The organism is Candidatus Kryptoniota bacterium (assembly GCA_036567965.1).
GTDB lineage: Bacteria > Bacteroidota > Ignavibacteria > Kryptoniales > JAKASW01 > JAKASW01.
On sequence record DATCTN010000030.1, the window covers coordinates 13,124 to 27,080 of the forward strand.

Here is a 13,957-nt window from a genome sequence, read left to right on the forward strand (position 1 = left end):
TATCGTTGCACGGATCTCCATTTCAATTCGGTTTTGTCGCTGACTAACGCCTTCGTTCAGCTTTTTTTCTCGCTGGTCGAGTGCTAATTTCTCATTTGTACTAATGTGTCGGGAGAAAAATGACGAAAGCGGTTGCAGTCGGTAAAATTAAGATCGGAAATGGAAATCCTCTTGTCATTATCGCCGGTCCGTGTGTTGTCGAAAGCAGGGAGCTCGCGCTGAAGGTTGCACGCGACGCGAAGCGGATCGCGGGAAAACTCAAACTTCCGTTTATCTACAAGTCGAGCTACAAGAAAGCGAACAGGTCGAGCGGCGAGACTTTTACCGGCATCGGAATGGACGAAGCACTCAAGGTCCTGGCAGAGGTCAAGAAGGAAATTGAGGTTCCGATATTGACGGATGTCCACTCGGTAGATGAGGTGGAAGCGGCTTCTGAAGTCGCGGACGTCCTCCAGATTCCTGCCTTTCTCTGTCGACAGACTGAACTCCTCCAGGCGGCGGGCCGAACTCATAAAGCGGTGAATATCAAGAAAGGCCAGTTCATGGCTCCGGAAGACATGAGACTGCAGGCAGAAAAGGTCGAAGCTGTAGGAAACTCTAAAGTGATGCTTACCGAGCGTGGCACGACATTCGGCTACCATAATCTCGTTGTTGATATGCGTTCGCTCGTGATCATGAGTAGGAGTGGATATCCTGTCATACTTGATACCACTCATTCGCTCCAGCTTCCCGGCGGTGAGAAGGATCGTACCGGCGGACAACCGGAGTTTATTTTTCCCATTGCCCGAGCCGGGGCTGCTGCCGGAATCGACGGGCTCTTTCTGGAGACACACCCCGATCCTCGCAAGGCCCTCAGTGACGCGTCGACTCAACTTCAGTTCGATCTTTTTGAACCGCTCCTGATCCAGGTCAGCAGGATCGACAGAGCGAGGCGAGAAGTTGTCAAATGACTAAATATCAACAGCTTCTTCCTAAGTTGAAAAAAATCAGAATGATTCTCCTCGATGTTGATGGAGTTCTGACTGACGGCGCGATCATCTACGGTGTTGACGGTCTCGAGCTTAAGATATTTGATTCGCAGGACGGATATGGCATCACCAACGCGATGAAGAACGGGATTAGGGTTGGAATTATCACTGCCAGAAAGTCCGAGGTTGTCCAGAGACGCGCTGCAGATCTTGGTATCGTCGATATCTTTCAGGGATCGATGGACAAAGTGACCCCTTTCGAGGAGATAAAGAAGAAGTTTTCTCTCTCCGGATCGGAAACTGCCTACATCGGAGATGATTTACTTGATCTTCCCCTTCTGCAAAAGGTCGGATTCAGCGCCGCGCCGGCTAACGCAGTTCGCGATATCAAAATGCAGGTCGACTATGTCGCTAAGGCGAGCGGCGGCCACGGCGCCGTCCGCGAGGTGATCGATCTGATACTTAAGGCGCAGGGCAAATTGTGATTTACCGGCCGTCGAATAATGGCTCGGATTTTCCGAGGGAACTCGAACCTCTGGAGAGGGAGCTCGTTTACGGCCAACTTCCAATTCAATCTCCCACCTACAATCGTTACAGGGCGTCCATCGATCAGATGAAGATCGTTGGATTCGGCAGGCGCGGAGCAGGTCATTTCGTTCTTGCGAAACACAGGCCGGCAGAAGACATCATGGATCTTGTGACGCCCGTATTCGCCATCGGCGGCGCGCGCAATCGTGACGGCGAATTGACTGTGGTGATCCACGAGATGGAACAAGAATCTGTGTCGTTCGAGCTGATGGCGGTAAGGGGAGAAATTGAATCTTTCATGAACATGGACTTCACAAGATGGTCCACTTCGGAGTGGCAGCCGGGCAGCGATTGTCCGAAGTGTTCCGTGCGAGTAAAGGAGGTCGCGTTGAAGGTTGATGGGAGTGGCGTCCTGGCGATGTGCCCTTCTCACCGCGCGATCTGGGTTTGGGACGGCGTCATGCAGGTCAATCACATCGTGCCGCTAACAGCTTTTATGAACGAGCTTAACCTGCAGAGGGCATTGAAGGGTGGAAAGAAAATATACCGTCCACCTGCAGATGTGTTTTTGGATTTGGAAGATTACAGCGACTCTGACTTTGCGCACGCGTTTGTATTGTATAACAAATATTCTCACAAGCTTGAAATCAAGGACCAGCAACTCGTTCCGCAACAGAAGTGGAGAGCGGGACTGTTCGGAAGAATCTTCCGCGGTTCTCGCCAGGAACTGAATGCAGGCAGAACCGGTCCAACCGGACACACCGATAAGTGAAAGGCTGCATCTGATGGATGCCATCGAAAAAGGGAAACAGGTAGTACGCATCGAAGCCGACGCGGTTCGGGCACTTGAGGCGAAGATCGGGAAATCATTTTCCGACGCGGTCGATCTGGTCGCCGGAATTTCAGGAAGAGTTGTCATTACCGGAATGGGCAAGTCGGGATTGATCGCCAGGAAGATTGTCGCGACCCTGAACTCCACCGGGACACCTTCTATCTTCCTTCATCCGAGTGACGCCGTCCATGGCGATCTCGGCATGGTCAGGCCTGAGGATGTCGTAATTTGTATCTCGAACAGCGGTGACACGGAGGAGATCGTCCAGCTCCTTCCGATGTTCAAGAGAATCGGTGTCCCGATTATTTCGGTCCTCGGGAACAAAGACTCCAAATTGGGAAGAGAAAGTGAATTCGTTCTCGATGCGGGAGTCGAACAGGAAGCATGTCCCTACGACCTGGCGCCTACCGCTTCTACAACCGCGGCACTTGTGATTGGAGATGCACTCGCTATTGCGCTGCTGGAGCGGAACAATTTCACGGCGGAGGAATTTGCCATGCTCCATCCTGGCGGCAACCTCGGAAAGCGGCTGTTTCTCAAGGTCGAAGAGTTGATGGTAAAAGGCAAGGACGTGCCGAAAGTTTTGAGCGGTGCGTCCCTTCGTGAGTCGATCCTGGCTATGACCTCAGGTAGACTAGGGGCAGTCTGTGTCGTGGATCGTTCGGACATCCTCATGGGAATTATCACAGACGGCGATTTGAGACGATTGCTTCAGAAAAATTCCGACTTCAGCAACATGACGGCAGAAGAGATGATGACGAAAAATCCGAAGGTGATAAAACCGAACGTCCTCGCCGTGTCTGCAATTGAAGAGATGGAAAACTTCAACATTTCTCAGCTGATTATAGTTGACGACGCCCGCAGGGCGATAGGAATGGTCCATCTTCACGATCTTGTCAAAGCAGGTCTCTCTCCGAAATCGGACCTATGAGATTCTTTCCCTTTTTACTTGTACTCCTCATCGTTTCAGGCTGCGAGGAGAAATTGAAACCATCCGTAGTGTCGATACGCGGAAGACTTGCCGATCAGGAGAGTTGGAATTCCACGATCCAGTTTACGGATAGCGGGTCCACCCGAGGTATCCTGAAAGCCGGCCACGTTTGGGTTTATAACAATGAGAACCAGACCTACATGGGCGACAGCGTGCACGTCGATTTCTATGACGACCGCGGGAATCACACAAGTTTCATGACTTCAGACAGCGGTATCGTGAACAACCAGACGAACGACCTGGAGGCAATAGGAAACGTTTACGCCCACAGCGACAGCGGGACCTCTCTCTGGACCGATAGGCTTTTCTGGAACGCGAAAACTCAAAAGGTGACATCTGACGTCTTTGTAAGGATCGTATCTCCGAAGGAATCGCTTCAGGGAATCGGCTTTGAATCGGACAGGGACCTGACGAATTACAGGATATTCAACGTGAGCGGCGAGTCGAGATCTTCGAAGTGACTCAGGACGATTATAAACCTGCAGCCGTGCGTGAGAGCCCGAGGCGCCCTCCGGCCACATATAATAATTTTGGACCGGACTTTATGCCCGCGAATACGCGTCGCCTGACGCCTTTTCTTGTCTTAATATTTTTCTCGGCTCTAACAATCGTTATTCCGACTTGTAATTCTCTCGCCCAGGAACAGCCTGTTCGTCTTATTCATGCGGACAGTCTCATCGGCTATTCGCTCGGAGGTGATTCTTATCGCGAACTGATAGGTCACGTCACGATGCAGCACGAGTCTACAGTTCTCAAGTGCGATCGTGCTGTTCAGAATCTGACAAAAGACATTGTGAACCTGTACGGTCATGTAAGAGTGGAGGACGACACGCTTACGCTGCTTGCAAAACAGGCGCAGTATTTTGGAAAGACAAAAGAAGTCCAGAGCGACAGTGCCGTTTATCTGAACGATCGGAAGAGATCCCTCGACGCCGACAGGGGTACCTACAACACCGACACCAAAGAGGCCAGATTTTTCGGAAACGTATTCGTTCGCGATTCAGTATCTCAACTCACCAGTGACCAATTGGTATATTTTCGAAACGAAGGCAAGACAATCGCTGACGGGAACGTAAAAATAAAAAGCCTTGAAAATAATGTTACTGTTCGCGGGAAGCATTTCGAGGATTACGATAAACAGCATCACAGTATCATGGTCGGCATTCCGGAACTCGTGCAGATAGACACCGCCTCCGACGGCAAGATAGACACCTTGATGATCACGTCGCTATTCATGGAGGCATACAGGGACAGCGCGAATGAAAAGTTTGTCGCCCGTGACAGCGTCGAAGTTGTTCGCGGCTCTCTATCGGCGCGCTGCGGTTACGGAACATATTTCTCTAAGGACAGTCTCGTGATCCTGCAGAATGCGCCGGTTGTTTGGTACGAAGACAATCAGCTCGTCGGCGACAGCGTCTCGGTATTTATTCGCGACAAGAAGATTTCGAGAGTAGAGGTCGTAGGCTCGGCATTCGCAATTTCTCAGAGCGATTCGGTTTACGCAGACCGGTACAACCAGCTGAAGGGGAAAAGGCTCACGATGTTCCTCAACGACAGGAAGGTGGACCACATCATCGTTGAAAATAACGCGACGAGTTTGTATTATCTTTACGACAAAGACAAGCCAAACGGCGTGAACAAAGTCAGCGGGGACCGTGTCGTAATGTATTTCAAAGATGGTAAAGTGGAAAGGATCGCCGTATTGAGTGGAGTCGAAGGAGAGTATTCTCCCGAGAAAATGGTGAAGACTAAAATAAACGCATACAATCTTGCGGGATTCACGTACCATAAAAACCGTCCTCTCAAAGGCGAATTTCCGGTGTCATGGAAATGAGTGAAGATAATTTGAGGGGAAGGGACGGCGATCTGCAATATGTTGCGGGTGCCTCATTCTTGTATTCACGTGAGCTCAAGAAGCGGTACAAAAAGAGATTCGTCGTCAATGAAGTATCGGTAGACGTCAAGCAAGGCGAAGTGGTCGGTCTTCTCGGTCCGAACGGTGCGGGGAAGACAACGACTTTTTATATGATGGTCGGAATGATAAAGCCAAACATGGGAGATGTTTTCATAGATCAGCAGAACATAACAAATCTCCCGATGTACAAGCGCGCGCGGCTCGGGATTGGATATTTGCCGCAAGAACCGTCGATATTCAGGAAGATGAGTGTCGAAGACAATATCATGGCCGTCCTTGAGTTCAGGAAGTTGAGCCCGGGAGCCAGAAAACAAAGATGCGACGAGTTGATAAACGAGCTTGGCGTCTCGCAAATCAGGAAAACGCCCGGATACGCATTGAGCGGCGGCGAGAGACGGCGCACTGAAATAGCGCGCTCACTTGCGACCGACCCGAAGTTCATGCTCCTCGACGAGCCCTTCGCGGGCATCGATCCTCTCGCGGTGGAAGACATTATGAGAATAGTGGTCAGCCTGAAGAATCGGGGCATTGGAGTTCTGATAACCGACCATAATGTCCACGAAACGCTCTCGATAGTCGACAGAGCATATTTATTGTTCGAAGGGAGAATCCTAAAATCAGGCACATCCGAATATCTCGCGAACGATCCGGAAGCGAGAAAGCTGTACCTCGGGGAAAAATTCAAGCTCGACAGGTACTGAGGAATAAATCCTAAGTACGAAGTCCTGAATCCTAAACAATATCTAAACAATAAGATTCTAAACTGACCGCATACAACTTTAAATGTTGTTAATTCGGATTTTGAATCTGTATGGAGTTTTCCCGAAGGGCTGCCTTCGACAAGAGCTTAGGACTTTGTATTTCTTCTTCCTTGATGAATAACTGATGCCGATGCTTGCACTTTTCCAAGTCCTTTACTTATATTCAAATCAATGAAGCTACACTCAAACATAAGCGGACGGGCAACCAAATCCGATGAACGGCTCTCAAACGTCGTCTCGTTTGCCGCTTTTTCTTCCTGGGGTTCGCCCCTGGCATACTCCTACTTCTATTTCTATTTCCCCTACCGGGGAATATGATCTTACTCTAACCATATATATCTGTATTTTCCCAACATTTGAAAAAGAGATTTCCGAATGATTATTCGGACTCATAGAGAATTTGAAACGGATTTTCAGTCCGGAGCGAGACTCCGGGAAGGGAGCAAATAAAATGGTTGTGGTTTTTGAAGAGGAAGCCAGCGAAAACGAAATCGAAAATGTGATTAAAGTCCTGAACGAGTTTGGCTTCGATGTACATCGATCGACGGGTGTCTCGAGAACCATCCTCGGCGCGATCGGTGTCAAACCTGATTTCGATCATCGTCAGATACAGGTATTGCCGGGTGTTGATGAAGTCTACCGCGTCACGGAACCATACAAGCTCGCGAACAGGACATTCAAACCAGAGGGAACAATAATCGATATCAAGGGCGTGAAGGTCGGCGGAAATGAAGTCGTGGTCATGGCAGGACCGTGCGCCGTGGAGAATGAGAAACAGCTGTTCGCAATAGCGGAACACGTTTCGAAGAACGGCGCGAAACTACTCCGTGGCGGCGCCTTCAAGCCGCGGACATCTCCCTATTCATTCCAGGGGATGGGCGAAGACGGGCTGAAGCTTCTCCGCAAAGCGGGTGATGAGTTCGGACTTGTTGTGATTACTGAAGTCATGGACAAAAGCCAGATCGATCTGGTCGCGGAATACGCGGACATCCTGCAGGTAGGCGCGCGAAATATGCAGAACTTCACTTTGTTGAAGGACCTCGGAAAAATTTCGAAACCCGTGATGTTGAAGCGTGGACTCGCATCAACGGTAGAGGAATGGCTGATGGCGGCAGAATACATCTTGTCAGGCGGTAACAGGGATGTCATGTTGTGCGAGCGCGGAATCAGGACATTCGAGAACTCCACACGAAACACGCTCGACATAAACGCGATTCCAGTCGTTCACAAAAAGAGCCATCTACCGGTCATAGTCGATCCGTCTCATGCCACCGGCATCAGGGATAAGGTCGTTCCAGTTGCAAGAGCGGCGGTTGCAGTTGGGGCCGATGGAATAATGGTCGAGGTCCACAACGATCCCGGCAAGGCGCTGTCGGACGGACCGCAGTCGCTCTTTCCCGACCAGTTTACTCAGATGATGAAGGAAATCAGACTTATTGCAAAGGCGATAGGAAGAGAAGTGGCTTGATCTTTTCACGAAGACTTAGAACTCAAAATATAGGTTGACCATTGGACGAGTTTGAAAGCTTCGATTCATCCAAGAAAGTGGGAGTCGTCGGATGCGGATTGATCGGCGGCTCGATCGCGCTATCGCTTTCGAACAGCGGCTACCAGGTTTTCGTCGTTGATCTTCCCGGAAATGAAGGGAAGATAAGCAAGCAGATCCCTTTTGCGGTGGTAAGAAAAAGCATTCGCGATCTGTGTGCCGACGTGCCGTCAGTAATTTTTATCTGTGCGCCAACCGACCAATCCTCCGCTATCCTGGAGGAAATTGCCTCGAGTTGCAGGAAGGGGACGATAATTACGGATGTTTCGGGAGTGAAACTTCCGATTATGGAAAAAGCGGCACGCTCGGTTCCCGATGGCGTGATATTTGTCGGCGGACATCCTATGGCTGGCTCCGAAAAATCCGGTGTCGAAGCCGCGCAACCGTTTCTTTTCCAAAATGCGGTTTACGTCTTCAGTCCGCTGAAAAAGTATTCGGAAAAGGAAATCGCGCCTCTGGTTGAAGCTGTCGAGCGACTCGGAGCTCGAATACTTTTCATGGATGCATCTCAACATGATAGGATCGCTGCCGCAACCAGTCATCTCCCACAATTGATCGCTGTAGAGCTCGTAAATCTGATCGGCGATCTGTCTTCGAAGGACGAGCACTTCAACACTCTAGCCGCCGGCGGGTTCAGGGATATGACGCGTGTCGCGTCGAGCGATTTTTCCGTGTGGCAGGAGGTTATCTCCGCGAACCGACAAAACATCGGCGAAATACTCGATGCGTTCATCGGAAAACTGGAGCAGCTGAAATCCGCAGTCGAGGGGGAGCGCAGCGGCAAGATTAAGAAAGAATTTGAGTCGGCCAATCATGCTCGCAGGAAAATCGGGAAAAGTGGGAAAGGATTCCTTAAGCCGCTCTATGATCTTCACGTCGTGGTGGAGGACAAGGTCGGGGTCCTGAAGGAAATCACATCGACTCTTGCTGACTCCGGCATAAATATCAAGGACATGGAGCTCCTTAAAGTCAGGGAGGGTACCGGCGGGATGTTCAGGCTGTCGTTCGACACGGAGGAAATCATGGACGAGGCAGCGCGCATCCTGGGTGAACACGGATTCCAGGTTTTGCGAAAGGAGTTCGAAGGCTAATCGCCTTCTTCTTCCTCAATCTTTGCCTCGGGCTCGGTTACTTCTTTGGTAATGATCCTGACGCCTTCCAGAGACGTCTTGAATAGTGACCCCTCGTCAGAAGAGAATATTTTCCTGAAATCCTCCGGTGTGAAGAATTCCGAAAATCTTTCCGAATATTCGTCCAGCTTTCTAAGGTAGTACTGCGCGTTGTACTCGGGCGGCGAGGGTTCCTCCGGATCATATATGCGCGCGTTCGCGAACGACCTTGTGGAAGGATCGTTCCCCACGATGTAGTACGATACTCTATCACCCGGTTTCAGACGAAGTCCGGCGCCCAGCGCTGCCTCGTAACTTGCCGAACGGTTTCTTTTGTTCGATTTCACGGCGGTAATATAATCGTCTATCGTCTCACGCACGCTTTCTGTTCTTACCATTTTCCGTAGCGGCAATTCCCGGGCTGAAATCGCTCGCGCAAAATCAGAATAGAGGAGATGAAGCGCCTCAATCGCCTCGCGGAGTAAATATTCGACAGCCGTCTCTATGAATTCTCTTCCGAATCTCTCCATGCTTCTGGAAATCAGCGACGATCCGCGCATCTTTACTCTGCCGTCATACCCGAGAAGCGCGTAGTTCTTTTTCTTGTAACTCAACATTTTCTCGTATCTGCCGTCGAGGGAAAGGTTAATTCCTGTCTCGAGCACATTGGACAAGCTCTTGACGAATTTTGTCTCTCCTTCTTCTCCTCTGATTTCGGGAGGTGGCACGAAGTAGAGGCCGTCGGTATCGACTTCCAGGAGTGTCCCGCCTTCCGACCTGATTTGTGCAATAAGTTGCCTCAGTATTTTCTGGCCGGTCTCCGTGACTCTGTCGGCCGAGACGTAGTCGTTGAAGATGCCTCTTGAGTAACCGAGGTAGCCGTAGTATGAATTGATCAGAATCTTCAGAGAGGACTGCATGGCATCTAGCTTCGATTTCTGGACAGGGTCGCTCTCCTCTTTCATCTTCTTCTTCGTGTCGAGTCGGAGCTTGGTCAGGTGCTTGAGTGTCTTCTGGAACACTCCGAGGTCGTCGGTCGGCGGCGAAATCTTGTGTGCCAGCATGATCGATGGATAAAGCGACTCGACATCCGCGTGAATGACGGGTCCCGCGACGCCTCTTACGAAAACATCGGTGTAACCTCCTGAAGTCTGTCTGCCCGTTTGCGGACGCGGCAATGAATGCTTCTTCCTCAAGTACTCGCGAACAAACAGCGATTCAATTTTCGCTGCGGCACCTGATCGCGGAATATGCCCGTAGTTGTACGGGAGCATCTGGGCAAGGTAGAAGTTTGCCTGGGAAAGATGTTCGGCAATCATCCTCGTCTCTCTCACGTCGTCGAGTGCGTACTTGACGAGGTGGTCCGGGTCCTTGAGCCAGGTTTCGGAAATCTTCGAGCCTTCGATGTAGACTCTGTCCTTCGACGCGAATCCGAAGAACTTCGCCACATTCTTCAAACCGTAACTTTCAAGCTCTCTTCTCTGGCTGTCGTAATTCTGGACGAGAAGCCATGTATCAATTATGTGCCTACCGGGAATCTCGACATTCGAATACTCAATTTCCTTCTCGGCGTATGAAAGACGTGAGGTGAATACTTTCGGTTCAAGTGAGTCGCGGCCAATCTTTAGTTTCACGCCGCACATCTCGCCTCGTCTCAGGATGTACGGAATATCGAAGTTGAAAATATTGTGCCCCTCGATTACGTCAGGATCGCGATTCCTTATTATGTCGACCAGCTCGTTCAGCATCTCGCCTTCGGACTTCTGTCTGCCGTCGATTACGTATTCCCATCCGGTATTGTCGGAAAGTGAAATCAGTATGATCCTGTCCTGCAAGCGGCCAGCATTTGAGAATCCGGCGGAAGAGAATGTCTCGATATCCAGCTGCATCCTTCTTAATTCGGAAAAATCCATCTCTTTGAAAAGTGTCGTCCCTGTCTGCATCAGATACTGAAAAACGGGATCCAGCTTCACATATACTTCATCCATGTCGGAAGTTTCCTGCACGAATGTGCCCGTCCGATTGCCGAGATTGTCCGCCACCGCTTTCAAGCCGGCTCGCATTTCGCTCCAGCGGTGGAAAATACACAGGTACTTGTAGTGGTTATTGCCCGCGAGTTTGACTTTCCAGTATTTCTTATCGAACCCGCTCAGCAAATTCTCGTCTTGCAGGAAGAAGAAGGGGAAGAACTTGTGTTGCGTGATGACCGTCTTTCCCTCGACGCGCTTCGCTACTTTAATTGCAGACTCGCTCGCCTGGTAGACGGCGACGATTTTCGTTTCGGCGTTATGTCCGAATAATAAGGAGTCCATGACGTTTCAAAGTGGGTGTCGTGATGTTACAGCCGTTTGTCATCTTCATTGTCGATCATCATTTGTATCCGGGAGGCGATAGTGGCGATAGCCACGGCGTTCTCGCCGCCTTTGGGTATGATTATGTCCGCCCATCTCTTGCTTGGTTCGACGAATTCCAGGTGCATCGGCTTCACGGTCTCAACGTATTGAGACATGACGGACTCAATCGATCTTCCGCGCTCCATTATGTCACGCGTAAGTCTGCGAAGCAGCCGTTCATCGGCGTCGGTATCGACAAATATTTTAATGTCCAGGAGGTCGCGCAGTTCTTTTTCCACGAAGATCAAAATGCCTTCCACAATGATAACCTTGCTGGGGCGTACGAGTTCCTTCTTCTCAAGCCGCCTGTATGTGGCAAAATCGTAAACGGGTTTCCTTATCGCACGATGGGCCTTGAGAGATTTGAGATGTCTCACCAGCAAAGGCGTATCGAGGGAGTCCGGATGATCGAAATTCACCTGCGCATGAGTTCTGCCGCGGAATGATGAAATATCTTTGTAATACGAATCATGCTGGATTATAAGTACATTGTCGATACGAAGGTTGTCAATTATCCTCCGGGTTACCGTTGTCTTTCCGGATCCTGTTCCTCCTGCGATCCCTATGAGTATTGGTTTCATCTATTCGTGAGAAATGGCTGATTGCTTCGTGGATGCACACCCGGGCACTTCCCGGCGAACTGCAAGTTATCAAACAGACAACGGCCAGTCAAATCCTCGGGAGTCCGTAGATCTGAATGCCTCGCGCCGGAATGAACTAAAACGGGCGCGCCGCTGAACCAGGCACGCCCGCAAATTGTGATATGATGATATGTTACCTTCTTACAATCGGTACGTAGTCACGCGTTCCGTACCCGAGATATAATTGTCTGGGTCGTGAGATTTTCTGCTCATTGTCGAGAAGCATTTCCTCCCATTGAGCTATCCATCCGGCTGTTCTTCCGATCGCGAAAAGGACAGGGAACATGTCGACGGGGAATTTCATTGCCTGATAGATCAGTCCTGAATAAAAATCGACATTCGGATATAGCTTTCTGGAAGTGAAATAGTCGTCCTCGAGTGCGATTCGTTCAAGCTCAAGAGCGATGTCGAGAAGGGGATTCTTTCCGGTCACTTCGAACACGTCGTCCGCTAGCTTCTTGATTATCTTTGCGCGCGGATCGTAGTTCTTATACACTCGATGTCCGAATCCCATGAGTCGTTTTTCGCCTTTTCCTTCTTTCACCTCCTTGATGAAAGCCGGGACCTTGTCCTTACTTCCGATCTCCCTGAGCATTCGAAGGACTGCTTCGTTTGCTCCGCCATGGAGCGGTCCGTACAGGGCAGCCGAGGCCCCTGCGAGCGCAGAATACGGATCGACGTGTGATGAACCGACACTTCTCATTGCGTTCGCGCTGCAATTCTGCTCGTGATCTGCGTGAAGTATGAAAAGCACATCCAGAGCATTTTCAAGAGCAGGATTCGGCTTGTACTTCGGTTCGGTCATCTTGAAAAGCATGTTCAGAAAATTTCCCGCGTAACTTAGATCGTTGTCAGGATAAGTATAGGGAAGCCCCATCGCATGCCTGTACGCGAACGCTGCTATCGTGATGACCTTTCCTATTAACCTGTAGCTTTGCAACTGGCGCGATTCCTTGTCGAAAATATTCTTCGCGTCCGGATAGAAAGTCGACAACGCCGCCATGGTACTGATGAACATTCCCATCGGATGCGCGTCGTAGTGGAACCCGTCGATGAACTTCTTGATATTTTCGTGTACGATAGTATGATGAATGACGTTATATTTCCATTCATCCAGCTGATTCTTTTTTGGCAGCTCACCTTTCAATATCAGGTAAGCAACTTCCAGGTAGTTGCTCTGTTCCGCGAGTTGTTCGATCGGATAACCCCTGTACCTCAAGATCCCCTTGTCACCATCTATGAATGTCACCTTGCTTTTGCAAGAGGCTGTATTCATAAATGCAGGATCGTAACTCAACAAACCGAAGTCGTCCGGTTTCACTCTGATCTGCCTGAGATCCGCAGCTTTTATGGATTCATTCTCGATCGCGATCTCATACTGCTTCCCGGTTCGGTTATCTGTGATTGTCAGGCTTTCTTTGGGCATATGACCTCCATTGGCTTCATCTGGTTAATGGTGCGTTGTGCGGCTCTGCTTGAATCCTGCTTCGTCCGCGAAGTTGATTCATTGGTGTTACGTTTATCTTATATGATTAGTGAAGCCTTAGTATACCTCGAAAAATTGCCGGGAGTCTGCCTGTTGCATCGGAAGAAACCCCTTTTGACCTGCGTGTTGGGTGCGAGCCGTTCGGACTGGTTTCGGGTTTTTCAACGTGTCGGTGCTGACAACCGAGTCCACTAGCATGTCGTGCAGGATGTCGCCACACTCAACTCTTACTCTTGCCGGTTTTCTTCCTGTCGATTACAATGAACCCATCAACCTGCGTGTGGCGAATGCCATCAGGACCGATACCGACGATCTTGTACTCGACGTTCTCAGCCGCTTTGAACGGACCTACTATCGCGGTCCAGTAACTGTTATTGCGGTTGTAGTCATTGTACCGCCACTCGGCGTCGACGTTGAATTTCCTCTCGGGTGCGCTAATGCTCGCGACCTTGATCTCGACACTGACGGCCTGTCCCATTTCGATTGGGTAACTTCCTATCCAGATAACTACCTTGTCGTTTGGAAATACTTCGGCCGGAGTTCTCGGCGCGTCCTCCGTGTTATGCCAGATTACCATTCCCAATGCCCATAGGTTTTTTCGGTTTTAAACATGAGACGATATGATCTGCTGTCATCAATCGAAGAAAGGCGAGAGGGTAAGCGCACATGCAATCCACTTCATAGATAACTCCTCCATCTCTGTCAATTTCGCGAAACTGTTTGTGGAACCAGACGCTTCGCAACTCGCCCTTCCTTTCGTTGTCTCAAATGTAAAATTTAAATCTCT

13 protein-coding genes are annotated in these 13,957 nt (G+C 50.1%); 9 read left to right on the plus strand and 4 right to left on the minus strand.

What is annotated here, in order from left to right; all coding sequences use genetic code 11:
• Positions 1-119: 119 nt before the first annotated feature.
• From kdsA to VIS48_13775, 9 genes are all read left to right on the plus strand, one after another.
• The gene (gene kdsA / locus VIS48_13735) at positions 120-950 is read left to right on the plus strand and encodes a 3-deoxy-8-phosphooctulonate synthase (protein HEY9167211.1); all 831 of its coding nucleotides are present in this window, start codon (positions 120-122) and stop codon (positions 948-950) included.
• Positions 947-1,453 (plus strand): HAD hydrolase family protein, encoded by a 507-nt coding sequence (locus VIS48_13740; GenBank protein HEY9167212.1) that lies wholly within the window; start codon positions 947-949, stop codon positions 1,451-1,453. The genes kdsA and VIS48_13740 overlap by 4 nt, the downstream gene beginning before the upstream one ends.
• Entirely contained in the window at positions 1,450-2,268 is an 819-nt protein-coding gene (locus tag VIS48_13745) for a hypothetical protein (GenBank protein HEY9167213.1), read from the plus strand. The genes VIS48_13740 and VIS48_13745 overlap by 4 nt, the downstream gene beginning before the upstream one ends.
• A complete protein-coding gene (locus VIS48_13750) occupies positions 2,228-3,259 on the plus strand; it encodes a KpsF/GutQ family sugar-phosphate isomerase (GenBank protein HEY9167214.1) in 1,032 nt (343 codons plus the stop codon). The genes VIS48_13745 and VIS48_13750 overlap by 41 nt, the downstream gene beginning before the upstream one ends.
• 53 nt (positions 3,260-3,312) lie before the next feature.
• Positions 3,313-3,780 carry an LPS export ABC transporter periplasmic protein LptC gene (gene lptC, locus VIS48_13755; GenBank protein ID HEY9167215.1) on the plus strand — a complete coding sequence of 156 codons (468 nt, stop codon included), beginning with the start codon at positions 3,313-3,315 and terminating at the stop codon, positions 3,778-3,780.
• A gap of 83 nt (positions 3,781-3,863) precedes the next feature.
• A complete protein-coding gene (locus VIS48_13760) occupies positions 3,864-5,153 on the plus strand; it encodes an OstA-like protein (GenBank protein ID HEY9167216.1) in 1,290 nt (429 codons plus the stop codon).
• Positions 5,150-5,935 carry an LPS export ABC transporter ATP-binding protein gene (lptB, locus tag VIS48_13765; GenBank protein HEY9167217.1) on the plus strand — a complete coding sequence of 262 codons (786 nt, stop codon included), beginning with the start codon at positions 5,150-5,152 and terminating at the stop codon, positions 5,933-5,935. Before VIS48_13760 ends, lptB begins: the two co-directional genes overlap by 4 nt.
• A gap of 511 nt (positions 5,936-6,446) precedes the next feature.
• A complete protein-coding gene (aroF, locus tag VIS48_13770) occupies positions 6,447-7,463 on the plus strand; it encodes a 3-deoxy-7-phosphoheptulonate synthase (GenBank protein HEY9167218.1) in 1,017 nt (338 codons plus the stop codon).
• 41 nt (positions 7,464-7,504) lie between these two features.
• Entirely contained in the window at positions 7,505-8,632 is a 1,128-nt protein-coding gene (locus tag VIS48_13775; protein HEY9167219.1) for a prephenate dehydrogenase/arogenate dehydrogenase family protein, read from the plus strand.
• On the opposite strand, the gene VIS48_13780 is transcribed toward VIS48_13775, so the two are convergent.
• The 4 genes from VIS48_13780 to VIS48_13795 form a co-directional block, all read right to left on the minus strand.
• On the minus strand, positions 8,629-10,962 hold the full coding sequence (locus VIS48_13780) for a DNA polymerase domain-containing protein (protein ID HEY9167220.1): 2,334 nt from the start codon (positions 10,960-10,962) through the stop codon (positions 8,629-8,631). The two genes, VIS48_13775 and VIS48_13780, sit on opposite strands and share 4 nt — an antisense overlap.
• A 26-nt stretch (positions 10,963-10,988) precedes the next feature.
• A complete protein-coding gene (gene udk, locus VIS48_13785) occupies positions 10,989-11,624 on the minus strand; it encodes a uridine kinase (GenBank protein HEY9167221.1) in 636 nt (211 codons plus the stop codon).
• A gap of 193 nt (positions 11,625-11,817) precedes the next feature.
• The gene (locus tag VIS48_13790) at positions 11,818-13,110 is read right to left on the minus strand and encodes a citrate synthase (protein HEY9167222.1); all 1,293 of its coding nucleotides are present in this window, start codon (positions 13,108-13,110) and stop codon (positions 11,818-11,820) included.
• A 280-nt stretch (positions 13,111-13,390) separates the two neighbouring features.
• Positions 13,391-13,747 (minus strand): hypothetical protein, encoded by a 357-nt coding sequence (locus tag VIS48_13795; GenBank protein HEY9167223.1) that lies wholly within the window; start codon positions 13,745-13,747, stop codon positions 13,391-13,393.
• Between the last annotated feature and the right edge of the window lie 210 nt (positions 13,748-13,957).

Coding starts and splice junctions, on each gene's coding strand:
- kdsA (HEY9167211.1), top strand. CDS start 120: ATGACGAAAGCGGTTGCAGTCGGTAAAATTAAGATCGGAAATGGAAAT.
- VIS48_13740 (HEY9167212.1), top strand. CDS start 947: ATGACTAAATATCAACAGCTTCTTCCTAAGTTGAAAAAAATCAGAATG.
- VIS48_13750 (HEY9167214.1), top strand. CDS start 2,228: ATGCAGGCAGAACCGGTCCAACCGGACACACCGATAAGTGAAAGGCTG.
- VIS48_13760 (HEY9167216.1), top strand. CDS start 3,864: ATGCCCGCGAATACGCGTCGCCTGACGCCTTTTCTTGTCTTAATATTT.
- lptB (HEY9167217.1), top strand. CDS start 5,150: ATGAGTGAAGATAATTTGAGGGGAAGGGACGGCGATCTGCAATATGTT.
- aroF (HEY9167218.1), top strand. CDS start 6,447: ATGGTTGTGGTTTTTGAAGAGGAAGCCAGCGAAAACGAAATCGAAAAT.
- VIS48_13780 (HEY9167220.1), bottom strand. CDS start 10,962: ATGGACTCCTTATTATTCGGACATAACGCCGAAACGAAAATCGTCGCC.
- udk (HEY9167221.1), bottom strand. CDS start 11,624: ATGAAACCAATACTCATAGGGATCGCAGGAGGAACAGGATCCGGAAAG.
- VIS48_13790 (HEY9167222.1), bottom strand. CDS start 13,110: ATGCCCAAAGAAAGCCTGACAATCACAGATAACCGAACCGGGAAGCAG.
- VIS48_13795 (HEY9167223.1), bottom strand. CDS start 13,747: ATGGTAATCTGGCATAACACGGAGGACGCGCCGAGAACTCCGGCCGAA.